Source organism: Actinosynnema sp. NPDC023794, from assembly GCF_040639675.1.
GTDB lineage: Bacteria > Actinomycetota > Actinomycetes > Mycobacteriales > Pseudonocardiaceae > Actinosynnema > Actinosynnema luteola.
The window spans coordinates 322,030-345,947 of record NZ_JBFAFR010000001.1; the positions used below are offsets into that span (position 1 = coordinate 322,030).

The window sequence follows — 23,918 nt, forward strand, 5'->3', positions numbered from 1 at the left end:
ACGGTGACGACGAGAACGTTGTGGCGCCGGATTCACAGGCTCTCTCAGGAAGCGTCGGACCTGCCGGTTGCCCGCTCACTTGGACTAGCGCAACCGGACCAGCGGATTGGGCCGTGTATCTGATCGACAAATCCTGGTACATGTGTCGTCGAGGGCGGCACACAGGGGGTGCGTTCGTCCCACCCGGGATTCCCGGGGAACCAAGACCTGGGGGGGTCTATGAAGCAGCACGGCACGAACAGCTTCTTCGTCGTGGGCGAGGGAGTGCTGGAGTTCGACCGCGACGGCGAGGCCACGACCCGTCGCCCGCTCACGGTGGAGGAGCTGCGCCGGTTCCGGTTCTCCCGGTTGGGGCCGGAGGGGACGCCGCTGGACGAGGAGACCAGGGTCGCCCTGGCCACCGCCATGACCGCGGACGTGCCGCAGCCCGACTCGGCGGACCCGTCGATCCCGGCGGGATTCACCTACCTCGGTCAGTTCGTCGACCACGACCTGACCATGGACCGCACCGAGTCGCAGCTCGGCGAGGACGTCACGCTCGACGAGCTGGTGCAAGGCCGCTCGCCCGCGCTGGACCTCGACTCGGTGTACGGACGCGGTCCCCGCGACCGCAACGACCGGATCTTCTACGCCGCGGACGGCGTGAAGCTGAAGGTGGGCACCACCTCGCCGACGCCGTTCCCGGACGAGCGGGTCAACGTCGCGTTGGAGGGGTTCGACCTGCCGAGGTTCGGCGCGGCGGGCACGACGGGGGCGGACCGGCGCAGGCCGCTGATCCCGGACGCCCGCAACGACGAGAACCTGGCCGTCGCCCAGACCCACCTGGCGTTCATCAGGTTCCACAACCGGGTCGTGGACGAGCTGGCGCTGCGCGGGCTGACCGGGCAGCGGCTGTTCGCCGCGGCACGCGAGCAGGTGGTGCGCCACTACCAGTGGGTGCTGCGCACCGACTTCCTGCCGCGGATCGCAGACCCGGCGATCGTGGACGACGTGTTCGCCAACGGTCGGCGGTTCTTCGAGGCGCCGGGCCGGGGCACGTCGCCGCACGGGCTGGGGCCGACCATGCCGCTGGAGTTCTCGGTGGCGGCGTACCGGGTGGGCCACAGCATGATCCGGGGCGCGTACCAGTGGAACCGGGTGTTCACCACGGACGGGCCGGGCGGCGCGGCCACCCTGTTCCTGCTGTTCGTCTTCACCGGCACGTCCGGCAACTTCGACCCGGGGTCGCGGCTGCCGGACCTGGACAACCCCAACTCGGGCACGGTCGACACGCTGCCCACCAACTGGATCGCCGACTTCCGCAGGCTGTTCGACTTCGCCGAGGCCGACCGGCCGGACCTCGCGCCGCCGACCGCCGACGGCGGGAACGTCACCAAGCGGGTCGACAGCCTGCTGGTGAACCCGCTGACGCAGCTCCCGGCGGGCACGTTCGACGGGCGCGGCTCCACGTTCCCGGAGATCGAGCGCAACCTGGCGTTCCGCAACCTGACGCGGGCGAACATGGTCCGGCTGGCGAGCGGGCAGCAGATGGCGGAGTTCCTCGGCGTGGAGCCGTTGACCGGCGAGCAGATCCTGCTCGGCGACGGTGGCGTCACGTTGGACTCGTTGGCCGACGCGCAGAAGGCCGCGGTGACCGCCGCGACCCCGTTGTGGTTCTACGTGCTGCGCGAGGCGGAGTTCAACCACGGCAGGCTCGGGCCGGTGGGTGGCCGGATCGTGGCCGAGGTGTTCCACCGCGCCATCGAGGGCAGCCGCACGTCGATCGTCCGCGAACCGTCGTGGCGGCCGACGTTCGGGCCGGACTCGCAGACGTTCCGGATGACGGACCTGCTGCTGTTCGCGTTCGAGGGCAAGGCGGACCTGCTCAACCCGCTCGGCGACTGACGCCCGCCGGCGACCGGTCCGGTCCCCGGTCCTCCCGGGGACCGGGGACCGGACCGGTCGCGTCCTCGACGGTTCAGGCGTGCCGGGCCCACTCGCGGTGGAACCCTTCGACGTGGCGGGTGACCCTGGTGGCGGCCAGCTCGCCGTTGCCCGCCTGGACGGCGCGCAGTATCGACCGGTGCTCGCGGCGCAGCCGCACAGCGGTCCGCGACCAGTCCGGCAGCGCTTGCACGGCGTCCAGCACGGTCCCGTGGATCGCGTCGCGCAGCGCCGCCATGATCGCGGTGTTCACCGCGTTGCCCGCGGCGGCGGTGAGGGCGACGTGGAAGTCCGCGTCGAGCAGGTGGAACGTGTCGGCGTCCAGGTCGGGGGCGTCCATGCGGGCCAACAGCTCGGCGGCCCGCGCGAGGTCGGGGTGGTCGGGACGGACCGCCGCCGCGCGCACGGAGTGGCTCTCGATCATCACCCTCGTGCCGACGAGGTCGGCCAGCGGCAGCCGGCGCGTGGCCAGGTGCAGGCGCAGGGCCGCGCCGAGCCCGCCCGCCGGGTCGGCGATGACGGTGGTGCCCGCGTCCGGACCCGACCCGACGCCGCTGCGCACCACGCCCATCGCCTGGAGCACCCGGATCGCCTCGCGCACCGTGGCCCGGCTGACGCCGAGGTCCTCGGCCAGCTTGCGCTCGGCGGGCAGCTGCTGCCCCACCCCGAGCCGGCCCGCGCTCAGCTCCGACTCCACGTGCCGCAGCACCGCGCCGTACCCGGACAAGGGAACACCTCCGCCGTGTGGTCTGACCACAGTCCTGGTGTGGTCAGACCACACAGTCTAGAGTCACGGCGGTGAGAGTCGCGCTGTTCGTCACGTGCCTGGTCGACGGCCTGTTCCCGGACGTCGGCAAGGCCACCGTCCGACTGCTGGAACGGCTCGGCCACCAGGTGGTCGTCCCGTCGGCCCAGACCTGCTGCGGCCAGATGCACGTCAACACCGGCTACCCCGGCCAGGCGATGCCGGTGATCCGCAACCACGTCGACGCGTTCGAGAACGCCGACGTGATCGTCGCGCCCTCCGGGTCGTGCGCGGGATCCGTGCGCCACCAGCACGCCGACGTCGCCCGCGCGCACGGTGACGCGAAGCTGGCCGACGCCGCCGCGGCAACCGCCGAGCGCACGTACGAGCTGTCGGAGTTCCTGGTGGACGTCCTCCAGGTCACCGACGTGGGCGCGTACTTCCCGCACCGGGTCACCTACCACCCCACGTGCCACTCGTTGCGCGTGCTGAAGGTGGGGGACCGGCCGTTGCGGCTGCTCCGCGCGGTCGAGGGCATCGACCTGGTGGAGCTGCCGTCCGCCGAGACGTGCTGCGGCTTCGGCGGCACGTTCGCGGTGAAGAACTCCGACACCTCCACCGCCATGCTCGGCGACAAGATGAGCGCGGTGCTGAGCACGAAGGCGGGCGTGCTCACGGCGGGCGACTCGTCGTGCCTGATGCACATCGGCGGCGGCCTGAGCAGGCTGCGCAGCGGCGTCCGACCGCTGCACCTGGCCCAGGTCCTGGAGCACACGCGATGACGTTCCTGGGCATGCCCGCCGGCGGCGGGAACCTGACCGGCGAGCCGTTCCCGAAGGCCGCGCGCGCGGCCCTGGGCAACGCCCAGCTGCGCCGCAACCTCGCCAAGGCCACCTCCACGATCCGGGCGAAGCGCGCGAACGTCGTCGGCGAGCTGCCGGACTGGGCGCAGCTGCGCGCGGCGGGCGCGGCGATCAAGGACGAGGTGCTGGCGAACCTGGACGAGCACCTCGTGCGGTTCGAGGAGGCGTTGACCAGCCGGGGCACGCACGTGCACTGGGCGCGTGACGCCGACGAGGCCAACCGCATCGTCTCCGACCTGGTGCGGGCGACCGGCACGCGCGAGGTGATCAAGGTCAAGTCGATGGCCACGGTCGAGATCGGGTTGAACGAGGCCCTGGCCGACATCGGCGTGCACGCGGTGGAGACCGACCTGGCCGAGCTGATCGTGCAGCTGGGCAACGACAAGTCGAGCCACATCCTGGTGCCCGCGATCCACCGCAACCGCACGGAGATCCGGGAGATCTTCCGGCGCGAGATGCCGGGCGTGGACCCGGACCTGACCGACGACCCGCGTGCGTTGGCCGAGGCGGCGCGCAAGCACCTGCGGCACAAGTTCATGACGGTGGACGTGGCCGTCTCGGGCGCGAACTTCGGCGTGGCCGAGACCGGGTCGCTGGTGGTGGTCGAGTCCGAGGGCAACGGCCGGATGTGCCTGACGTTGCCGCGCACGCTGATCAGCGTGGTCGGCATCGAGAAGCTGGTGCCCTCGTGGCGTGACCTCGAGGTGTTCCTGCAACTGCTGCCGCGTTCGTCGACCGGTGAGCGGATGAACCCGTACACGTCGGTGTGGACGGGGCCGACCGAGGGGCAGACCAGCCACGTGGTGCTGGTGGACAACGGCCGCACGGCCGCGCTCGCCGACCCGGACGGGCGCGCGGCGCTGCGCTGCATCCGGTGTTCGGCGTGCCTGAACTCGTGCCCGGTGTACGAGCGCACCGGCGGGCACGCGTACGGCTCGACGTACCCCGGCCCGATCGGCGCGGTGCTGTCGCCGCAGCTGACCGGCGTCGACCGCAATCCGACGCTGCCGTTCGCCTCGTCGCTGTGCGGTGTCTGCTACGACGTGTGCCCGGTGGCGATCGACATCCCGTCGATGCTCGTGCACCTGCGGGAACGGGTCACCTCGTCGAAGCCGACCACGCCGGAGTCGACGGCCATGCGCGCGTTGGCGTGGGCGATGTCGGACGCGCGGCGGTGGCGGCGGCTGGTGCGGTTGGGCCGGTTCGGGCGGGTGGCGAGCCGGCACGTGCCGCTGCCGGGGTGGTCGACGGCCCGTGACCTGCCGGAGCCGCCGAAGGAGACGTTCCGCGACTGGTGGGAGGCCCGGTGAGCGCTCGGGACGAGGTCTTGGCGAGGGTGCGGCGGGCGAAGGGTCCGCGTGAGGTGGCGCCGGTGCCCCGCGACTACCGGGTGGCCGGCACGCGGGGGCCGGGTGACCTCGAGCTGTTCGCCGAACGCCTGCGCGACTACCGCGCCCTGGTCCGCGTCGTGGCCGCCGACGAGGTGGCCGGAGCCGTCGCCGCTGCCCTGGCTGAACGGGGCGCGCGCCACGTCGTGACCGCGCCCGGCACGCCGCCCGAGTGGACGGCGGCCTGGGTCGGGTCGTCGGCGGCACCGGGCGCGGCGGCCGGAGGCGGACCGGCGGCAGGGTCCGGGACGCAGCGGGCTGCCGCATCGGCCGCAGAACCAGCGGCGGGGTCCGACGTGGAACCGGAGGCTGGGCCAGGCGTGCAACCGACGGCCGGGCCGGGCGCCGAACCGGCTGGAACCGGAGCACAACCGCAGGCCGGGCCGGGCATCCAACCAGCTGGACCAGGGGTCGAACCGGAGGCCGGACCTGCGACGGGACCGGGCGGACCAGGGGCGGAACCGGGCGCGCGGCGGGCGGAACCGGGCGGGCGGCGGGCGGAGCACGTGGAATTGTCGGACCCCGTCGGTAGAATCGAATCAAGGGTTCCCCTTGGCGGGGACGCTCGCGAAGCGATTCGCGAAATCGTCGAAGCGGCCGACGCCGTCGTCACGGCCTGTCACGTGGCGATCGCGGAAACCGGCACGATCGTGCTCGACCACGACGCCGCCGACCAAGGCCCCCGGGCCCTCACCCTCGTGCCGGACTACCACCTGGTGGTCGTGCGAGCCGACCAAGTCGTGGCCGGCGTGCCGGACGCGGTGGCGGCGTTGGCCGGGGTGCGCACGCAGACGTGGATCAGCGGGCCGTCCGCGACCAGCGACATCGAGCTGGAACGCGTCGAAGGCGTGCACGGGCCACGCACGCTGGAGGTCGTGATCACGCGCTGAAACACCGGTGATCGTGTTCTCACCCTTTGGGCGGATCCGCCCACGATCGCGTGGTTCGCTAGGATCGGACTCCCGATCGAGAGGCGCTGCAACGGGCGACGAGCCCGCCACGCTCGGCCGGGGCTCGACGATCCGAAGGGCGCCTCCCAACCTGGGAGGCCGCGTGTCGGAAAACGCCCTGCGAGAGCTGCTGGACCAGCGCGTCGCGGTGCTGGACGGCGCTTGGGGCACGATGCTCCAAGCCGCCGGGCTCACCCCGGCCGACTACCGCGGCGACCTGCTCGGCAACCACACGCACGACGTCACCGGCGACCCGGACCTGCTCAACCTGACCCGCCCGGACGTCATCCTCGACGTCCACCGGCAGTACCTGGCCGCGGGCGCGGACATCACCACCACCAACACGTTCACCGCGACCAGCATCGCGCAGGCCGACTACGGCCTGGAGAAGCTCGTGCGCGAGATGAACGTGCGCGGCGCGCAGCTCGCCCGCCAGGCCGCCGACGAGGCGGGCGGCCGGTTCGTGGCGGGCTCCGTCGGCCCGCTCAACGTCACCCTGTCCCTGTCGCCGCGGGTCGAGGACCCGGCGTACCGGACGGTGACGTTCGACCAGGTCAAGAACGCCTACGCGGAGCAGATCGGCGCGCTCGCCGAGGGCGGCGTCGACCTGCTGCTCATCGAGACGATCTTCGACACGCTCAACGCCAAGGCCGCCGTCGCCGCGGCCCGCGAGGTCGCGCCCCACCTGCCGCTGTGGATCTCGGTCACCATCGTGGACCTGAGCGGGCGGACGCTGTCCGGGCAGACCGTCGAGGCGTTCTGGAACTCCGTCGCGCACGCCGAACCGCTGGTCGTGGGCGTGAACTGCTCACTGGGCGCGGCCGAGATGCGACCCCACGTCACCGAGATGTCCAGGATCGCCGGCACGTACACCGCGAGCCACCCCAACGCCGGGCTGCCCAACGCGTTCGGCGGCTACGACCAGACCCCGGAGGAAACCGCGGCGCTGCTGCACGGCTTCGCCGAGGAGGGCGTGGTCAACATCGTCGGCGGCTGCTGCGGCACGACGCCCGAGCACATCGCGCGGGTCGCGGCGGCGGTCAAGGACATGCCGCCGCGATCGGTGGCGCGGGTGCCGGACCGGACCAGGTTCAGCGGTCTGGAGCCGTTCGAGATCAGCGCGGACACCGGGTTCGTGATGATCGGCGAGCGCACCAACGTGACCGGGTCGGCGAAGTTCCGCCGGCTGGTCGAGAGCGACAACTACCAGGCGGCGGTGGACGTCGCGCTGGAGCAGGTGCGCGGCGGCGCGAACCTGCTCGACGTGAACATGGACGCCGACCTGCTCGACAGCGAGCGGGCGATGACCACGTTCCTCAACCTGGTCGCCACCGAGCCGGAGATCGCCCGCGTCCCGATCATGATCGACAGCTCGCGGTGGAGCGTGCTGGAGGCCGGGCTGAAGTGCGTGCAGGGCAAGGGCGTGGTCAACTCGATCAGCCTCAAGGAGGGCGAGGAGTCGTTCCTGACCCAGGCCCGCCGCATCCGCGACTTCGGCGCGGGCGTCGTGGTGATGGCGTTCGACGAGCTCGGCCAGGCCGACACCGCCGAGCGCAAGGTCGAGATCTGCGCCCGCGCGTACGACCTGTTGACGCAGAAGGCCGACTTCCCGGCCGAGGACATCATCTTCGACCCGAACGTGCTCGCGGTCGCGACCGGCATCGCCGAGCACAACGGGTACGCCAAGGCGTTCCTGGACGCGATCCCGCTGATCAAGCAGCGCTGTCCTGGCGTGCGGATCAGCGGCGGCATCTCGAACCTGTCGTTCTCGTTCCGCGGCAACGACACGGTGCGCGAGGCGATGCACTCCTCGTTCCTGTACCACGCCGTGCGCGCGGGCCTGGACATGGGCATCGTCAACGCCGGACAGCTCGCGGTCTACGAGGACATCCCGGCCGACCTGCTGGAGCTGGTCGAGGACGTGCTGTTCGACCGCCGCCCGGACGCCACGGACCGGCTGGTGTCGTTCGCCGAGACGGTGGCGAGCTCGGGCACCAAGCGCGTGGTCGACCTGGCGTGGCGCGAGGGCCCGGTGGCCAAGCGGCTGGAGCACGCGCTGGTGCACGGCATCGTCGACTTCATCGTCGAGGACACCGAAGAGGCGCGGCTGGAGGCCAAGCGCCCGCTCGACGTGATCGAGGGTCCGCTGATGGACGGCATGAAGGTCGTCGGCGACCTGTTCGGCGCGGGCAAGATGTTCCTGCCGCAGGTGGTGAAGAGCGCGCGGGTGATGAAGCGCGCGGTCGCGCACCTGGAGCCGTACATGGACGCGGAGAAGGAAGCCTCCGGCTCCACCCGCGGCAACGGCAAGGTCGTGCTGGCCACGGTGAAGGGCGACGTGCACGACATCGGCAAGAACATCGTGGGCGTGGTGCTGGGCTGCAACAACTACGACGTGGTCGACCTGGGCGTGATGGTGCCCGCGGCGAAGATCCTGGACACCGCGATCGCCGAGGGCGCGGACGCGATCGGCCTGTCCGGGCTGATCACGCCGTCGCTGGACGAGATGGTGTCGGTGGCGGCGGAGATGCAGCGGCGCGGGATGAAGCTGCCGCTGCTGATCGGCGGCGCGACGACGTCCCGCCAGCACACGGCGGTCCGGATCGCGCCCGCGTACGACCAGACCACCGTGCACGTGCTGGACGCGTCACGGGTGGCCGGCGTGGTGTCGGCGCTGCTCGACGAGGAGCGCGCCGAGGAGCTGGCCGCGGCGACGCGGGTCGAGCAGCAGCGGTTGCGCGAGGAGCACGAGAACCGGCAGAGCACGCCGTTGCTGACGGTGGAGCAGGCGCGGGCGAACGCCGAGGTGGTGTCGTTCGAGGAGCTGCCGACGCCCGCGTTCACCGGGCTGCGGGTCGTGGAGCCGTCGCTGGCCGAGCTGCGCGAGATGATCGACTGGACGTTCTTCTTCCTGGCCTGGGAGCTCAAGGGCAAGTTCCCGAAGATCCTGAAGACGAACCCGGCCGCGCAGGAGCTGTTCGACGACGCGAACGCGATGCTCGACCAGATCATCGCGGACGGCTCGTTGCGGGCGAAGGGCGTGTACGGCTTCTGGCCCGCGCACTCCGAGGGCGACGACATCGTGGTGGACGGGCGGCGGCTGCCGATGCTGCGCCAGCAGACGCAGAAGCCGGCGAGCAGGCCGAACCGGAGCCTGGCCGACTACATCGCGCCGGCGGGCGACCACCTGGGCGGGTTCGCGGTGGCCATCCACGGCGCCGAGGAGCTGTCCGCGCGGTACGAGCGGGAGCAGGACGACTACAAGTCGATCATGGTGAAGGCGTTGGCGGACCGGCTGGCCGAGGCGTTCGCCGAGCACGTGCACCTGCGGGCGCGGCGGGACTGGTTCGAGCCGGAGGCCGACCCGGCGCTGGAGGACCTGCACGCCGAGCGGTTCCGCGGCATCCGGCCCGCGTTCGGCTACCCGGCCAGCCCCGACCACAGCGAGAAGCAGGACCTGTTCGCGATGCTGGAGGCCGAGGAGGTGGGCCTCGCGTTGACCGACTCGTTCGCCATGACGCCGGCGGCGGCCGTGAGCGGCGTGATCTTCGCGCACCCGGAGGCCCGCTACTTCACCGTGGGCCGGATCGGCCGCGACCAGGTGGTCGACTACGCGCGCCGGCGCGGCATGCCGGTCGCGGAGGTCGAGCGCTGGCTCCGGCCGAACCTGGCCTACGAGCCGGGCGCCTGACACCGCGACGGAGCCGGCGCGAATGCGCGAATAATGGATCAACAGTCCCTCGTCGGAGTGCCTCCGCAGTCACACCGACGAGGGACTGCCAAGCGTTGCCGAAATGGCTATCGTCACCTTCGGGACCGTGAAAGGATCCCGAAGGGGGAGCTGTGAATAAGAATTCTCTGGCCGCATCTCTCGGCGCGCTGATCGTTTTCGTCATGATGGCGTTGTCGCCGTCGTCCGCCTCCGCGGCGTCGGTGGCCGCGCCGGCACCGGCCGGCCACGCGGTGGACCGGTCGGACGTGCCCGCGTGTTACGTCACGCCCAAGTCAGGCGTGAGCGTCCGCTTGCGCACCAACGACGACTCCACCCGCCTCGGCATCATCCAGCCCGGGCAACGCGCTGTGGCGTCGTGCGACGCCACCTCGGGCAGCAGCTACACCGCGTGCGGCGGCACGAGCAGCTGGTGGATCCAGGTGCAGTGGGACGGCCGCACCGGTCACGTCGCCCACCTCTGCGTGAACTGGTACGAAGAAGTCTGATCCGCCAACCGGAAATCGACGGTCCCGCACGTGAAGAATGGTGCCACCCTCTTCCCCGTGAACGAGGGCGGCACCATCGCGGGATAAATCGGAAATCGATCGGAAAGGGATTTCCGGTCAGGCGGCGGAGCGTTCCCCGGCCGGACGGCGGCGCAGGCGGGCCTGCTGCACGGCGGGCGGGCGGTAGTCCATGTCGAGCGCCCCGACGCCGGTGCCGGGCGGCACGATGGCGTCGATCCGGTCGAGCACGTCGTCGTCCAGCACGGCGTCCGCGCCGGCGAGCAGGTCGTCCAGCTGCTCCGTGGTGCGCGGGCCGATGATCGCGGACGTGACGCCGGGGTGGGCGATCGCGAAGGCCATCGCCAAGTGCGTCAGGGACATCCCGGCGTCCTGGGCGACGGGGATGAGCTGCTCGACCGCGTCGAGGCGGCGTTCGTCGGTCATGTGCTTGAAGCCGTAGCTCGCGCGCTTGCCCTCGGCCTGCACGCCCTTGCGGTAGCGGCCGGTGAGCAGGCCCTGCGCGAGCGGGCTCCAGACGAGCGCGCCCATGCCGTAGCGCTCGCAGACGGGCAGCACCTCGTTCTCGATGCGCCGGTCGAGGATCGAGTACGGCGGCTGCTCGGCGCGGAACCGCGTCAGGCCGCGCCGTTCGGCGACCCACTGCGCCTCGACGATCTCCGAGGCGGGGAAGGTGGAGGAGCCGATGGCCCGGACCTTCCCCGCCCGCACGAGGTCGGTGAGCGCCGACAGCGTCTCCTCCACGTCGGTGTCCGGCGCGGGCCGGTGGATCTGGTAGAGGTCGACGTGATCGGTCCGCAGGCGGCGCAGGGAGTCGTCCAGGGCGCGGACCAGCCAGCGCCGCGAGTTGCCCTGGCGGTTCGGGTCCTCGCCCATCGGCAGGTGCGCCTTGGTGGCCAGCACGACGTCGTCGCGACGACCCTCCAGGGCCTTGCCGACGATCTCCTCGGACTCGCCGTGCGAGTAGATGTCGGCGGTGTCGACGAAGTTGATGCCCGCGTCCAGCGCCTTGTGGATCATGCGGGCGGAGTCGTCGTGGTCGCGGTTGCCCGCGGCGCCGAACATCATCGCGCCCAGGGCGTACGGGCTGACCTTGATGCCGGTGCGGCCCAGCGTGCGGTACTTCATGGTTCTCCTCGTGCATTGGCGGGTGCCCGGCGCAGCGCTACGCTGACACAAAACGGAACAACGTTCGACTTCGACAATACGGAACGATGTTCCGCTTAGCAAGGAGGGGTGCCGTGAGCGAGGAAGTCGACGCGGGCGTGACCGAGGAGCGGCCGGGCAAGCGCGTGCGCGCCGACGCGCGGCGCAACACCGACGCGCTGCTCAGCGCCGCCGCGGAGGTCTTCGCCACCTCGGGCGTGGACGCGCCCGTGCGCCAGATCACCGCCAAGGCCGGGGTGGGCGCGGGCACGCTGTACCGCCACTTCCCGCAACGCTCGGACCTCATCGCCGCGGTGTTCCGCCACGAGGTCGACGCCTGCGCCGACGCCGCGCCCGTGCTCGCCGCCCAGTACGAGCCGCTCGAAGCGCTGGTCAAGTGGCTGCAGCGCTTCACGGGATTCATCGGCACGAAACACGGGCTCAGCGCCGCCCTGCACTCCGGCGACCCGGCCTACACCAGCCTGCCCGCCTACTTCCAGCAGCGCTTCGTGCCGGTCCTGCGCGGCCTGCTCGACAGCGCGGCGCGAGCCGGCGAGGTCCGCGCCGACGTCGACCCGTACGACCTGCTGCGCGCCACCGCCAACCTGACCCTGCCCGCCCGGGAGGACGACGGCCACACGCAGCGGATGGTCGCGCTGCTCATCGACGGCCTCCGCTTCGGAGCGCGCTGACCGGTCAGAGGGGCGCGCTGATCCCGAGCCGCCGGTCCACGGCCCCGACGAACCGGTCGGGCACGGTGGACCGCGCCCACGTGCCCAGGGCGGGCCGGTGGTATCGCACGGCAGAAGGTGCACCCGGTCGCCGCTCCCGCCGAGGACGGCGGTGGAAGGCCAACGGGCGGCGAGCGGAGCGACGTCGTGCACAGCAGCGGCGCGCAGCACATCGTCGCCTCGATCGTGGAAGCCGTCGCCCGCTGACGGCGAGCTGACGCGCCGAACGGGGCTCGTCCTCCCGTTCCCGAGTCGAGAACGCCCCGCCGCCCGGTGTGGACGGCAGGGCGTTCTCGACCCCGCGGGCTCAGACGCCGACCGGCTCCCGGTCCTCGACGGGCTGCTCGGCCTTGCGCGCTCGGCGACGTTCCTTGCGGCCCTCCACCATCGAGTACAGCGTGGGCACCAGCACCAGGGTGAGCAGCGTCGAGCTGATCAGGCCGCCGATCACCACGATCGCCAGCGGCTTGCCGATGAACGCGCCCTCGCCGGTGATGCCCAGCGCCATCGGCAGCAGCGCGAAGATCGTGGCCGCGGCGGTCATCAGGATCGGCCGCAGCCGCCGCCGTCCACCCTCGACCACCGCCTCGCGCACCGGCATGCCTTCCCGCCGGTACTGGTTGACCAGGTCGATCAGCACGATCGCGTTGGTCACCACGATCCCGACGAGCATCAGCATGCCGATCAACGCGGGCAGGCCGAGCGGGGTCCCGGTGAGCAGCAGCAGGCCGATCGCGCCGGTCGCCGCGAACGGGATGGACACCAGCAGGATCAGCGGCTGCACCAGGCTGCGGAACGTCGCCACCATGATCAGGAACACGATCGCGATGGCCGCGAGCATGGCCAGTCCCAGGTCGGCGAACGTCTCGGCCTGGTCGGCGCTGACGCCGCCGATGCTGTGCGTGGCGCCCGCGGGCAGGTCCAGCGCGTCGAGCCGCGACGTCAGGTCGGCCGTCACCGCGCCCAGGTCGGACCCGGTGGCCTTGGCCGACACGGTGGCGCTGCGCGCGCCGTCCGTGCGCCGCACCTGCACCGGACCGTCCACCACGGCCACCTCGGCGACCTGGCCGAGCGTGACGCCACCGGGCAGCGGCAACGCGCGCAGCGCGGCCACGTCGGTCGGCGCCGTGCCCGTGCGCAGCAGGACCTGCTGCGAACGGCCGTCGATCGGCAGCTGACCCACCGGCACGCCGCGCAGCGCCTGCGCCGCGAACTGACCGATGGTCTGGCCGCTGAGCCCGCGGGCCGCCGCGGCGGCCTGGTTCACCGTCACCTGCACGCGCGGCGCGCTCACCGACAGGTCATCGGTGACCTCGCCGACGCCGGGCGTGCCGGACACGACCTGCCGCACGCGGTCGGCCGCGTCCCGCAGCGCCTTCTCGTCGGGCGCGGTGACCAGCACGTCGATCGTGTCCGAGCCGAAGCCGGACGCCGCCGCGCCGAACGCCACCTCGCCGGCGCCGGCCGTGTTCTTCAACTGCTCGGTCAGCCGGTCCTGCAACGCCTCCAGGTCCGTGCCCTCGCGGACGGTGGCGCGCACGCTGGTGTCGCCGTCACCGCCGACGCCGAAGGCGGCCAGGCTGTTGTCCGTGCCGACGGTGACCTGGTAGGTCTCGACCTCCTCGGTCTCCGCCAGCACGCCTTCGAGCTTGCGCGCCGCGTCGTCCCGGGCGGCGAGGCTGCTGCCCGGCGGCAGCTTCTGGCTGCCCTGCAACGCGGTGCCGCCCGCGTTGTCGATGAAGTTGGTCTCCAGCGAGCCGGCCAGGCCGAGCGTGCCGCCGAAGATCAGCACGGCGATCACCAACGTCACCCAACGGCGCGTGGTGGCGAACTTGAGCACCGGCACGTAAGCGCGCTGCAACGGGCTGCGCTTCTCCTTCTCCAGCGCCGCCTCGCGCGCCTTCGCCGCCTCCTCCGGGTCGGTCGGCACGGCCGGGCGCTTGAGGAACCAGAACGCCAGCACCGGCACGATCGTCAGCGACACCAGCAGCGAGGCCAGCAGCGCCACCGTGACCGTGACGGAGAACGGCCCGAACAGCTCGCCCGCGATACCGCCGACGAACGCGATCGGCAGGAACACCGCGACCGTGGTCAGCGTGGACGCGGTCACCGCGCCCGCCACCTCGCGCACGCCGTCCAGCACGGCGCGTTGCTTCTCCTCGCCGTACCCGAGGTGCCGCTTGATGTTCTCCAGCACCACGATCGAGTCGTCCACCACCCGGCCGACCGCGATGGTGAGCGCGCCGAGGGTGAGCAGGTTCAACGACAGGTCGCCGGTGTAGAGCGCGATCAGCGCGACCACCACGGACAGCGGGATCGACACCGCCGTCACCAGCGTGGACCGCACCGACAGCAGGAACAGCAGGATCACGACGACCGCGAACAGCAGGCCGAGCAGACCCTCGGTGGTCAGCCCGCTGATCGCCTTCTCCACCTGCGGGCCCTGGTCGAACGCGACGGTGAGCGTGGAGTCGGCCGCCTCGCCCCACTCGCCGAGCTTGTCGCGGACCTGCCGGGAGATCTCGACCGCGTTGCCGTCGGCGGTCATGGTGACGCTGACGCCCAGCGTCGCCTCGCCATTGGTGCGGGTGAGCACGGTCGCCGCCTCGGGCGCGGACTCGACCCGGGCCACGTCGCCGAGCTTCACCGCGCCGGCGGGCGAGGCGAGCAGCAGGTTGCGCAGGTCGTCGACGGTGCCGACGGGGCTGCCGACCTGCACGGTCAGCGTCTTGTCCGCCTCCGGCACGGTGCCCGCGGGCATGACCGCGCCGGCCGTGGTCAGGGCGGCGGTCAGCGCCTGGGGGTCCACCCGGGCCGCGCCGAGGCGGGCGTAGTCGACGGTGACGTCGACCTGGCGGTCGCGCTCTCCGCTGACCCTGGCCTCCCGCACGCCGGGGATGGCCTCCAGGCCGGGCACGACCTCGGCGCGCAGCCGGGCCGCGGCGGCGATGTCGTCGTCACCGGAGGTCGCGGCGAGCGCGATCACCGGGATGTCGTCGGTGCTGCCCTGGGCGACGGTCGGCTCCACGCCCTGCGGCAGGCGCGGCTGGAGCCGGTTCACCGCCTGCTGCATCTGGGCCACGGCGGCGTCGATGTCGGTGCCGTAGGTGAACATCACCTGCACCGTCGCGGAGCTCTCGGCGGAGCGGGTGAACACCTGCTCGACGCCGTCGACGCCGCGCACGGCCGACTGGATGGGCTCGGCCACCTGGCTGTCCACCAAGTCCGGCGACGCGCCGGGGAAGGGCGCGATGACCACCGCGGCGGGCAACTCGATGGACGGGAAGAGCTGCTGCTTGATCGAGGGCAGCGTGAACGCGCCGAAACCGATCACGAGCAGGCTGAGCAGCCCGACGAGACTTCGGTTGGCCAGGCTCAGTCGAGCCAGCACGGACATCGTGGGAATCTCCTTGGTGAGCGGACCGGCCGGCAGGCGACTGCGCGGGGTGCCGCGGGCGGATGTGCGCACGCTGGCACACGCCACCTGAGAACGGGCTCAGACATGGGTTGACCGCATCCCCACCGAACCGGCTCTGACCTGCGCGAACGGCAGGCGTTACCGGATCGCGCGGACGTGGTGATCTTTGTCACGGAGACCGGGGACGCGTGCCCCCGGCCTCCTGCACCCACGACGGCGTGCCCTGCCGGACGCCCTTGGTCTCGGCCGCCGCCACGGACCGGCCGCCGGTTGTGGGGCCCGGCGACCTGAATGCATTACGAGATAGCCGCCCCGATGGTTCAGCGCGCCTGTTCGGAATGCCGCAGTCCGGTGTGGCGCAGCCAGAGCAGACCGAGCACGGGCAGCACGAGCGGGACGAACCCGTAGCCGCCGCCGAAGTCCGACCACACCGTGGCGTCCGGGAAGGCGTCGGCGAACGCCAGGCTCGCCGCGCCGACCACGACCACCCCGACCAGCTCGACACCGCACGCGAGGTAGGCGACCCGCCGTGACACGACGCCGGCCAGCGCGGCGGTCGCCACGACGTAGACGACCGCCGCGAACGCCGACAGCGCGTACGCCAGCGGCGCCTGCTCGAACCGGGTGGCGAGCTGCACCGCGGAGCGGGCGGTGGCGGCGACGGCGAAGATCCCGTACACCGCGATCAGCATCCGGCCGGGCCCGGACCGGGTCGTCTCCTTCAGCTCGTCGCGCCGCTCACCCATGGGTCGCCCAGAGCTGGTTGAGCCGCAGGATCATCGCCGGCACGCTCAGGCACGACACCGCCAACACCCCGGCGCCCCACCGAGACCGGTCGCCCAGGGCCCAGAACGCGCCGACCGGCAGCACGGCGACCACCGCGATCAGGTAGCCGAAGAACGTGGGCGCGTCCAGACCGGCCCGGTCGGAGCCCAGCACGGCGACCGTCGCGGCCACCGCCTGCACGAGCAGCCCGACTTCGAGGAGCACGACGACCGCGGCGAGGCCGAGGGTCGGCTTGGTGGCGAGCGTGATGGGCCGGTCGGCGACCACCAGCACCAGCGACCACAGGGCCGCGACGAGCGCCACGACCGTCAACGCGGTCGCGAGGACTTGGATCATCAGAACTTCCCGGTCGAGCGGACTTACCGCCGCAACCTACCCGGCGTCACGACAGCGGCAGCTTGAAGCCCTCGTGGGACTGGACGAAGCCGAGGCGGCGGTAGAAGCGGTGCGCGTCCACGCGGGTCTTGTCCGACGTGAACTGGACGACGACGCAACCGCGAGCCCTCGCCTCGTCGATCGCCCACCGCACCAGCTCCTCCCCCAGCCCCTGCCCGCGCACCGGGGACGCCACCCGCACGGCCTCGACCTGCGCCCGCGCCGCGCCCCGCCGCGACAGGCCGCGCAACACGGTGAGCTGCAGCGTCCCCACGACCTCGCCGTCGCGTTCCGCCACCGCCAGCACCTCGTGCCCGGCCGCGTCGATCGCCTCGAACGCCCGCAGGTAGGGCGCCAGGTCGTCCGGTGACTCGCGCCGCGCGCCCAACTCGTCGTCGGCGAGCATGGCGACGATCGCGGGCACGTCCTCGGCGGTGGCACGGCGGATGATCACTGGCACGGTCCTCCCTGGTGGCTGGCGCCCTCACCTCATCACATGCCGGCGAACCGGTGCGGAGCGTGTGCCGGACGCGATACACAGGACGCCGACGGTGGAGGAGGAGTCCGTGGAGCCGGTGGTACTGCGGGTTGGCGGCACGCTGGTCGGGTCGGCGTTGAAGCTGTGGCTGACTCAGCGCACGGGCCGGGCGGAGCGGACCAAGCCGCTGGTGGACCTGGTAGGGGCACGGCTGACCGACGACTTCCAGCGGCGGCGGTTCAACCGCGAGGTCGAGGCCCTGGTGGACGCGGTCGCCGAACGGCTGCTGCCGCTGTGCCGCCAGGAGGTGCCCGGCCTGCCCGAGCACGAACGGCTCGCCGCGATGGCCGAGGTGGTGTCGGCGTTCGAGGGCGCGGACCTGTCCGACGCCGGGCTGTTCGAGGTGGACGTCGACCCGGCGAAGCTGGCCCGTCGGCTGCGCGCCGGGCTACCGGGCGGCGCCGGGCTCGGCGAGGCGGCGTCGTGGTTCCACACCGTGCTGCTGGACGAGTGCTGCGCGTGCTTCGTCCAGCTCGTCGTGCACCTGACGCCGTTCGCGGCACGGGCGAGCGCCGAACTGCTGGGCCGGGTGTCCGGTCTGTCCGAACAGGTCGGGCAAGTGCTCGCCCGGCTGCCCGCGCCGGCGTTGATGGCGCCGCAGGGCACCGCGAACGACGCCGAGTTCCGCACCCGCTACCTGCGGCTGGTGAGCGAGTCGTTGGACGACATCGAGCTGTTCGGCGTGGACGTGCGCCGCTTCCGGCCCCGGACCACGTTGAGCGTCGCGTACATCAGCCTGTCGGTCAGCGGGGCGCAACGGCGCGCGCACGCGGCCGACGAGCTGACGCGGTGGCGCGACGGGACGCACGACGGGCAGGACGGCGCGGTGCGGGTGGAGCGCGCTCTGGCCGCCAACGAACGCATCCTCATCCGGGGCGAGGCGGGTTCGGGCAAGTCGACGTTGTTGCGCTGGCTCGCGATCAACGCGGCACGCGGCGCGTTCCGGGGTGAGCTGGCGGACCTCAACGGCCGCGTGCCGTTCCTGATCAAGCTGCGTGGTCACGCCGGTCGCGGTCTGCCCGGTCCCGAGGGGTTCGTGGAGGACACCGCTCAGCCGTTGGCCGGGGTGATGCCGCCCGGTTTCGCGCACCGGCAGCTGGAGTCCGGGCGCGCGCTGGTGCTCGTGGACGGCGTGGACGAGCTGCCGGCGGCCGAACGCGGGCCCGTGCGGGATTGGTTGAGCAAGCTGAGCCGGGCGTTCCCGGACGTCCGCTGGGTGCTGACCTCACGTCCCGGCGCCGCGACGGCGGGCTGGTTGAAGGCGGAGGGCTTCGAGTCCGCGTTCCTGGAGCGGATGAGCGCCGCCGACGTCCGCGCGCTGATCCGCCACTGGCACCGGGCCGCGCGGGACGCGGGCGGGCTGCCGTGCGACGAAGCCGACCTGCCCCGGCACGAGGGCGCGTTGCTCAGCCGGTTGGACGCCAACCCGCACCTGCGCGCGTTGGCCACCAGTCCCCTGCTGTGCGCGATGCTCTGCGCGCTCAACCTCGACCGCCGCACGTTCCTGCCGCGTGACCGCCTGGAGCTGTACCGGACGGCGTTGACGCTGCTGCTGGACCGGCGTGACGCCGAGCGCCACATCCCCGGCGCGACCGAGCTGGCCGGTCAGGACCGCCGTCGCCTGCTGCGGCACCTGGCCTGGCGGCTGTCGATCAACGGCCGGTCCGAGCTGAGCCGCGAGGAAGCCGTGCGCCGCCTGACCGAACGGCTGGCCGCCATGCCGCGCGTGGCGCACGACGCGGAGACGGTGCTCGACCACCTCGTCCACCGCAGTGGCGTCGTGCGCGAACCGGTGACCGGCCGGATCGACTTCGTGCACCGCAGCTTCCAGGAGTTCCTGACCGCCGAGGAAGCCGCGGACCAGGGCGACGTCGGCCTGCTGGTGCAGCAGGCGCACCTCGACCAGTGGCGCGACATCGTGGTGATGGCCGCCGGTCTCGCGAACGCCCCGCTGCGCGCCGAGCTCCTGTCCGGCCTGCTCGACCGCGCCGATGCCGAGCCGCGGCGCCGCCGCCGACTCCACCTGCTGGCCGCCGCGGCGATGGAGGCCAACCCGGCTCTGTCCCCGGACCTGGCCGAACGCGTCGAGCGTTGCCTGGCCGACCTCCTGCCACCCCGCAGCGTCGTGGAGGCCCGGTCCCTGGCGGCAGGCGGCGAAGCCCTGTTGCCGCGCCTGGGCGCCGACCCGAGGGACCTGTCGGCGGCCGCCGCCGCGGCGACCGTGCGCACCGCCGCGTTGATCAACGGCCCCGACGCCTGGCCGGTCCTCGAACGCTTCGCCCAGGACCCGCGCCACGAGGTCCAGCGCGAGTTGATCAAGGCGTGGCGCTACTTCGACCCGGGCGAGTACGCCGACCGCGTGCTGGCCGACGCACCCCTCCTCGACGGGGAGATCAGGGTGGATGACGAGGTCCTCCTCCCCCAGGTCCCGAAGCTGCGCCACCTCGGCGGGCTTCGCGTGGAGTTGGAGGACATGGCCGACCTGCGCCCCCTCGCCGGCCTGCCCCACCTCACGTCCGCTTCGCTGGGCGGCCAGTTCGACGACCTCGCCCCGCTGCTGGAACACCGGGAACTGCGCACGCTCCTGCTCAGCCCGGTCCCGCACGTCCACCTGGAGCCGCTCGCCGGTTTGGCACTGGAGCGCCTGTACTTCTACCCGCGCGGCGATCAGTCGGTCGACTTGTCCGAACTCCGGGCGCTGCCCCGGCTGTCCGGGCTGGGTGTGAAGAACCTGGCCCCCACTGCCGATCTGGCGCCGCTCGAGGGCCTCTCCCGGCTGGAGCAGCTGGCGTTCTACGACTTCCCCACCGGCCTCGACCCGGCACCGCTCGGCAAGCTCGAAGCGCTGCGCGACCTCGACCTCGGCTGGCTGGAAGACGGGCGACCACCGGGGTTCGAAGGCGGGCTGCGAGCGCTCGCCAAGTACGCGCCGCACCTGACGAGCCTCGGGTTCTACCAGGTCGACGGGCTCGACGACCTCGCTGAACTGGCGCACTTCCCCGCGTTGCGGGCGTTGTCGTTGCGCCTGTGCGGGGCGCTCGACCTGTCGAGGCTCGGCGCGGTGAGAACCCTGACCACTCTCCAGATCTCCACGACGGCCCACGCCGAGTACCTCGACCAGATCAGGGGGCTGCCCGGGGTCCAGGTGGTGGAAATCCTGTCCAGCCGGGACGACATCCAGGACATCGACCTGTCCCCGTTGCGCGACCGGCGGATGACGGTCCGCGTCTACGCGAACCGCCACCGCGTCGTGGGAGCGGGCAGGGGGATCAAGGTCGAGCGGATCTGACCCCGCGCCGCCACACGTCGGCCACCGCGCCGATCGCCGTGATGTCGGTGGCCGGGTCGCCGTCCACCAGCAGCAGGTCCGCGCGCAGGCCCGGCGCGATCCGGCCGCGATCGGTGAGTCCGAAGTGGACGGCAGGCGCGCTGGTCGCCGCGGCCAGGGCTTCCAGCGGGGTCAGGCCGGCCCGGGTCAGCAGTTCCAGTTCGCGGTGCATGGCCACGCCGTGCCGGGGCGCCCACGGGTTCGCGTCGGTGCCCGCGACGATCGGCACGCCGGCCTGGTGCAGCACACGTGCCGCGTGCAGGGCGTGCTCGAAGCTGCCGTGCGCCGCGTGGTCGACGGTGGTCGTCCGACCGCTGATGGACTCGAAGTACACGAGTGTGCTGACCACGAAGGCACCCCGTTGCGCGACCCGGCCGACCAGGTCGTCACCGGCGTCGCACCACACGTGCGCCAGGCCGTCGACCCCCGCGTCCACCGCGATCCCGACCTCCTTCGCGGTGATGGCGTGGGCGATGACCTTCAACCCCCGCTCGTGCGCCGCGTCCACCAACGCCTCCACCACCTCCGGCGCGAGGACGGGCAGGTCGGCGCCGTGCACCGCGCCGTCGTCGATCACGACCTTCAGGTAGTCCACGCCCTCTGCCGCCCGTGCCGTGACGAACGCCCGCGCAGCCGCCACGTCGGCGACCGTCTCGAACGGGTGCGCGGCGTCGCCGAGGTCGCCGAGCGAGGCCAGGAGTTGGCTCGGGTGGCCGCCGGGTGCGGTGGCGAGCAGGCCCGCGCTGCGCAGGTCGGCGACGTCGTCGCGGGACGCGGCCAGCTCACGCTGCCGTGCCAGGTTGCCCGGCAGGCAGAACATGTCCAGCTCGGTCGTCACACCGGCGGCCAGGGCGGCGGCCAGGCTGCCGTCGAACGCGTGGGTGTGCCCGTCGATCAGGCCGGGCAGCAGGGTCCTGCCCCGGCCGTCCACCTCGACGTCGCACCGACCACCGGGCTCGGCGATCAGCGGGCCGTCGATCAGCACGTCGGCGCGCGGCACGACGCGGTGGCCGTCGAACACGCGCACGTCGCGGATCAGGGTTCGCATCGGTGTCTCCCTCCAGCGGGTTGGGTCGCCAACCAAGAGGGATGTCGCCGGGCGACTGTGACCTGGTGAGGTCCACGTCACATCACGTCACAGCCCACGCCGGTCCAGCACTCTTACGTGCGACACGAGGGAGGGGCCATGGGCGGCACGGACGCGTTCGTCGAGCACCGGGAACTGCTGTTCTCCATCGTCTACGGGATGCTCGGCACGGTCGCCGACACCGAGGACGTGCTCCAGGAGACGTGGCTGTCGTGGGCGCCGAGGGCCGACGTCGAGAACCCGCGCGCCTACCTGGTCCGGATCGCGGTCAACCACGCGTTGCGCCGCCGCGGCCGGACCGGCCGTGAGACCTACCCCGGCCAGTGGCTGCCCGAACCGCTGGTCGACGACGCGGCGGACGAGGTGGTGCGCGGCGAGGAGTTCTCCATGGCCGTGCTGGTGGTGCTGGAGACGCTCACCCCGGCCGAGCGGGCGGTGTTCGTGCTGCACGAGGTGTTCGGGTACCCGCACCCGGAGATCGCGGTGATCCTCGGCCGCACTCCGGCGGCGGTCCGGCAGCTCGCGCACCGGGCGCGTGAGCACGTCGAAGCCAGACGGCCCCGGTTCACCGTCGACCCGCGCACCCGGCGGCAGGTGACGGAGCGGTTCATGGCCGCCGCGCTGGGCGGCGACCTCGAAGGTCTGCTGCGGGTGCTCGCGCCGGACGTCGCGCTGTGGACCGACGGCGGCGGCAAGGGGCCCGCGACGAGCCCGGACCCGGTGCACGGCAGGGAGCGGGTGGCCCGCCTGCTGGTCGCCGTCGCCGGGAACGTCGCCGACACGGTGGACGTGCGGTTCCGCCGCGTGCACGGCGACCCGGCGGTGCTGCTGTTCGCCGACGGCACGCCGTTCGCCGTGCTGGTGCTGGAGGTGCACGGCGACCGGGTCGGTGGCGTCTACTCGATCACCAACCCGGACAAGCTCACCCGCCTGCGCTAGCGCGGCCCGGCGCCGTGCAGGAGGGTGTCGACCACCCGCTGCGCCAGCGGGTCGGGTTCGAGGCCGCTGTCCGGCCCGTGCACCGCCTCGCCGATCAACGCGTAGAACACCCGGCGCGTCCAGTCGAGGTCGGCGGAGGCGTCGAGCAGCCCCTCGTCCCGCGCCCGGCGCAGCAGCACCAGGCAGCGGTCGTCCACCCGGCGCTTGCCCTCGGCGGCGGGCGAGTCGGCGGCGGTGAAGACGACGCCCATCGCGAACGGCCACCCGATCTTGACCCGCAGCACGTTCGCGGTGATCTCGTGCAGCGCGACCAGCGGTGGCGCGGTCTCCGGCCGGCCCGCGTCCATCACCTCGTCCAGCTGCCGCACCACGTCGGCCGTCATCGCCTCCACCAGCGCCTGCCGGTTGGCGAACCGCCGGTGCACGGTGGTGCGCGCGACGCCCGCGGCCTCGGCGATCTGCTCCATCGACGCGCCGGGGTTCACCGACAGCAGGCGCTCGGCGGCTTCCAGGATCGTCCGCACGCTGCGTTCGGCATCGGCGCGCAACGGCCGTGTCGCTCCCAAGACGGTCTCCTTCCGTGCACCACCGATGGTACAGCTATCGCATTAACTGGAACATGCATGTTGCAGTTAATCGCCTACCCGTGCCTAAGATGTCTCACATAACCGAGCCGATGGAGATGCCATGACCCACCGCCCCACCGCCCTCGTCACCGGCGCGTCCGCCGGCCTCGGCGTCGAGTTCGCCACCCAGCTCGCCCGACGCGGCCACGACCTGGTCCTCGTCGCCCGCTCCGCCGACCGCCTGGACGCCCTCGCCGACCGCCTCCGCCACGAGCACGGCGCCGAGGTCGACGTCGTCGTGCAGGACCTGTCCGCGCCGGACGCGGTCGACTCGATCGCCGCACGGCTGCCCCGCCCCGTCCACACGCTGGTGAACAACGCGGGCTTCGGCACCGCCGGCCGGTTCGAGGAGATCCCCGACGGCCACGACCAGGAGCAGCTGATGGTCAACGTGGTCGCGTTGGTCGGCCTGACCCGCGCGCTCGTGCCCGGGATGCTCGAAGCGGGCTCCGGCGCCGTGGTCAACGTCGGTTCCACGGCCGGGTTCCAGCCCTCGCCGTACTTCGCCACCTACAGCGCGGGCAAGGCGTTCGTGCTGAACTTCAGCCTCGCGCTGCGCCGGGAGTACCGGGACCGGGGCATCAAGGTGCTCGCCCTGTGCCCCGGCCCGACCGAGACCAGCTTCTTCGACCGGGTCACCCCGCGCGCCGCGATCGGCGGTCGGATGATGAGCGCCGAGGCCGTCGTGCGGGCGGCCCTCGACGGGCTGGACCGCGACCGCGCCTACGTCACGCCGGGCCTGCGCAACGCGCTCAGCGCCCACCTCATCCCCCGCCGCCCGCGCACGGCGGTGGCCGCGATCGCCGAACGCGTCACCCGGTCCGTGCTCCAGGGCTGAG

At 72.4% G+C, this 23,918-nt stretch carries 18 protein-coding genes; 10 read left to right on the forward strand and 8 right to left on the reverse strand.

Features of this window, described 5'->3' with window-relative positions:
• The first annotated feature begins 219 nt into the window (after nucleotides 1-219).
• Complete coding sequence (locus AB0H12_RS01450) at nucleotides 220-1,884, forward strand: peroxidase family protein (RefSeq protein WP_499619979.1); 1,665 nt, start codon at nucleotides 220-222, stop codon at nucleotides 1,882-1,884.
• A 73-nt stretch (nucleotides 1,885-1,957) separates the two neighbouring features.
• On the opposite strand, the gene AB0H12_RS01455 is transcribed toward AB0H12_RS01450, so the two are convergent.
• On the reverse strand, nucleotides 1,958-2,650 hold the full coding sequence (locus tag AB0H12_RS01455) for a FadR/GntR family transcriptional regulator (protein WP_499619980.1): 693 nt from the start codon (nucleotides 2,648-2,650) through the stop codon (nucleotides 1,958-1,960).
• Nucleotides 2,651-2,721: 71 nt separating this feature from the next.
• Here AB0H12_RS01455 and AB0H12_RS01460 point away from each other — a divergent pair, with 71 nt between their 5' ends.
• The 5 genes from AB0H12_RS01460 to AB0H12_RS01480 all read left to right on the forward strand — a co-directional run bounded on the left by AB0H12_RS01460 (nucleotide 2,722) and on the right by AB0H12_RS01480 (nucleotide 10,087).
• Nucleotides 2,722-3,450: a (Fe-S)-binding protein gene (locus tag AB0H12_RS01460; RefSeq protein WP_499619982.1), complete on the forward strand. Its 729-nt coding sequence runs from the start codon at nucleotides 2,722-2,724 to the stop codon at nucleotides 3,448-3,450.
• A complete protein-coding gene (locus AB0H12_RS01465) occupies nucleotides 3,447-4,841 on the forward strand; it encodes a LutB/LldF family L-lactate oxidation iron-sulfur protein (protein WP_499619983.1) in 1,395 nt (464 codons plus the stop codon). The genes AB0H12_RS01460 and AB0H12_RS01465 overlap by 4 nt, the downstream gene beginning before the upstream one ends.
• Before the next feature lie 584 nt (nucleotides 4,842-5,425).
• Nucleotides 5,426-5,809 carry a LutC/YkgG family protein gene (locus AB0H12_RS01470; protein WP_499620778.1) on the forward strand — a complete coding sequence of 128 codons (384 nt, stop codon included), beginning with the start codon at nucleotides 5,426-5,428 and terminating at the stop codon, nucleotides 5,807-5,809.
• Nucleotides 5,810-5,972: 163 nt separating this feature from the next.
• Nucleotides 5,973-9,560 carry a methionine synthase gene (metH, locus tag AB0H12_RS01475; protein ID WP_499619984.1) on the forward strand — a complete coding sequence of 1,196 codons (3,588 nt, stop codon included), beginning with the start codon at nucleotides 5,973-5,975 and terminating at the stop codon, nucleotides 9,558-9,560.
• Between the two features lie 152 nt (nucleotides 9,561-9,712).
• Nucleotides 9,713-10,087, forward strand: a complete 375-nt coding sequence (locus tag AB0H12_RS01480) for a hypothetical protein (protein WP_499619985.1) — start codon at nucleotides 9,713-9,715, stop codon at nucleotides 10,085-10,087.
• A 117-nt stretch (nucleotides 10,088-10,204) separates the two neighbouring features.
• On the opposite strand, the gene AB0H12_RS01485 is transcribed toward AB0H12_RS01480, so the two are convergent.
• Nucleotides 10,205-11,233: an aldo/keto reductase gene (locus tag AB0H12_RS01485; RefSeq protein ID WP_499619986.1), complete on the reverse strand. Its 1,029-nt coding sequence runs from the start codon at nucleotides 11,231-11,233 to the stop codon at nucleotides 10,205-10,207.
• Between the two features lie 113 nt (nucleotides 11,234-11,346).
• Between AB0H12_RS01485 and AB0H12_RS01490 the strand changes: the two genes are divergently transcribed.
• Nucleotides 11,347-11,943, forward strand: a complete 597-nt coding sequence (locus tag AB0H12_RS01490; protein WP_499619987.1) for a TetR/AcrR family transcriptional regulator — start codon at nucleotides 11,347-11,349, stop codon at nucleotides 11,941-11,943.
• Nucleotides 11,944-12,289: 346 nt separating this feature from the next.
• On the opposite strand, the gene AB0H12_RS01495 is transcribed toward AB0H12_RS01490, so the two are convergent.
• From AB0H12_RS01495 to AB0H12_RS01510, 4 genes are all read right to left on the reverse strand, one after another.
• A complete protein-coding gene (locus AB0H12_RS01495) occupies nucleotides 12,290-15,379 on the reverse strand; it encodes an efflux RND transporter permease subunit (RefSeq protein WP_499619988.1) in 3,090 nt (1,029 codons plus the stop codon).
• A gap of 341 nt (nucleotides 15,380-15,720) precedes the next feature.
• Complete coding sequence (locus tag AB0H12_RS01500; protein ID WP_499619990.1) at nucleotides 15,721-16,146, reverse strand: hypothetical protein; 426 nt, start codon at nucleotides 16,144-16,146, stop codon at nucleotides 15,721-15,723.
• Nucleotides 16,139-16,522: a hypothetical protein gene (locus AB0H12_RS01505; protein WP_499619991.1), complete on the reverse strand. Its 384-nt coding sequence runs from the start codon at nucleotides 16,520-16,522 to the stop codon at nucleotides 16,139-16,141. The genes AB0H12_RS01500 and AB0H12_RS01505 overlap by 8 nt, the downstream gene beginning before the upstream one ends.
• Nucleotides 16,523-16,568: 46 nt before the next feature.
• Nucleotides 16,569-17,015: a GNAT family N-acetyltransferase gene (locus tag AB0H12_RS01510; RefSeq protein WP_499620779.1), complete on the reverse strand. Its 447-nt coding sequence runs from the start codon at nucleotides 17,013-17,015 to the stop codon at nucleotides 16,569-16,571.
• 112 nt (nucleotides 17,016-17,127) lie between these two features.
• Between AB0H12_RS01510 and AB0H12_RS01515 the strand changes: the two genes are divergently transcribed.
• Nucleotides 17,128-20,388, forward strand: coding sequence for an NACHT domain-containing protein (locus tag AB0H12_RS01515; RefSeq protein ID WP_499619992.1), 3,261 nt, complete (start codon nucleotides 17,128-17,130; stop codon nucleotides 20,386-20,388).
• Here AB0H12_RS01515 and AB0H12_RS01520 read toward each other — a convergent pair.
• Nucleotides 20,369-21,475 (reverse strand): amidohydrolase family protein, encoded by a 1,107-nt coding sequence (locus tag AB0H12_RS01520; RefSeq protein WP_499619993.1) that lies wholly within the window; start codon nucleotides 21,473-21,475, stop codon nucleotides 20,369-20,371. The two genes, AB0H12_RS01515 and AB0H12_RS01520, sit on opposite strands and share 20 nt — an antisense overlap.
• Before the next feature lie 138 nt (nucleotides 21,476-21,613).
• Here AB0H12_RS01520 and sigJ point away from each other — a divergent pair, with 138 nt between their 5' ends.
• Nucleotides 21,614-22,453: an RNA polymerase sigma factor SigJ gene (sigJ, locus tag AB0H12_RS01525; protein ID WP_499619995.1), complete on the forward strand. Its 840-nt coding sequence runs from the start codon at nucleotides 21,614-21,616 to the stop codon at nucleotides 22,451-22,453.
• Here the strand turns inward: sigJ and AB0H12_RS01530 are convergent.
• On the reverse strand, nucleotides 22,450-23,019 hold the full coding sequence (locus AB0H12_RS01530; RefSeq protein WP_499619996.1) for a TetR/AcrR family transcriptional regulator: 570 nt from the start codon (nucleotides 23,017-23,019) through the stop codon (nucleotides 22,450-22,452). The genes sigJ and AB0H12_RS01530 overlap by 4 nt on opposite strands.
• Before the next feature lie 121 nt (nucleotides 23,020-23,140).
• On the opposite strand from AB0H12_RS01530, the gene AB0H12_RS01535 reads away from it, so the two are divergent.
• Nucleotides 23,141-23,917 (forward strand): SDR family NAD(P)-dependent oxidoreductase, encoded by a 777-nt coding sequence (locus AB0H12_RS01535; protein WP_499619997.1) that lies wholly within the window; start codon nucleotides 23,141-23,143, stop codon nucleotides 23,915-23,917.
• Nucleotide 23,918: the final 1 nt, after the last annotated feature.

Bases quoted from the DNA above. Each gene is read 5' to 3' on its own strand.
- AB0H12_RS01485 (WP_499619986.1), bottom strand. From the start codon at position 11,233: ATGAAGTACCGCACGCTGGGCCGCACCGGCATCAAGGTCAGCCCGTAC.
- AB0H12_RS01465 (WP_499619983.1), top strand. From the start codon at position 3,447: ATGACGTTCCTGGGCATGCCCGCCGGCGGCGGGAACCTGACCGGCGAG.
- AB0H12_RS01495 (WP_499619988.1), bottom strand. From the start codon at position 15,379: ATGTCCGTGCTGGCTCGACTGAGCCTGGCCAACCGAAGTCTCGTCGGG.
- AB0H12_RS01500 (WP_499619990.1), bottom strand. From the start codon at position 16,146: ATGGGTGAGCGGCGCGACGAGCTGAAGGAGACGACCCGGTCCGGGCCC.
- AB0H12_RS01535 (WP_499619997.1), top strand. From the start codon at position 23,141: ATGACCCACCGCCCCACCGCCCTCGTCACCGGCGCGTCCGCCGGCCTC.
- AB0H12_RS01450 (WP_499619979.1), top strand. From the start codon at position 220: ATGAAGCAGCACGGCACGAACAGCTTCTTCGTCGTGGGCGAGGGAGTG.
- AB0H12_RS01505 (WP_499619991.1), bottom strand. From the start codon at position 16,522: ATGATCCAAGTCCTCGCGACCGCGTTGACGGTCGTGGCGCTCGTCGCG.
- AB0H12_RS01520 (WP_499619993.1), bottom strand. From the start codon at position 21,475: ATGCGAACCCTGATCCGCGACGTGCGCGTGTTCGACGGCCACCGCGTC.
- sigJ (WP_499619995.1), top strand. From the start codon at position 21,614: ATGGGCGGCACGGACGCGTTCGTCGAGCACCGGGAACTGCTGTTCTCC.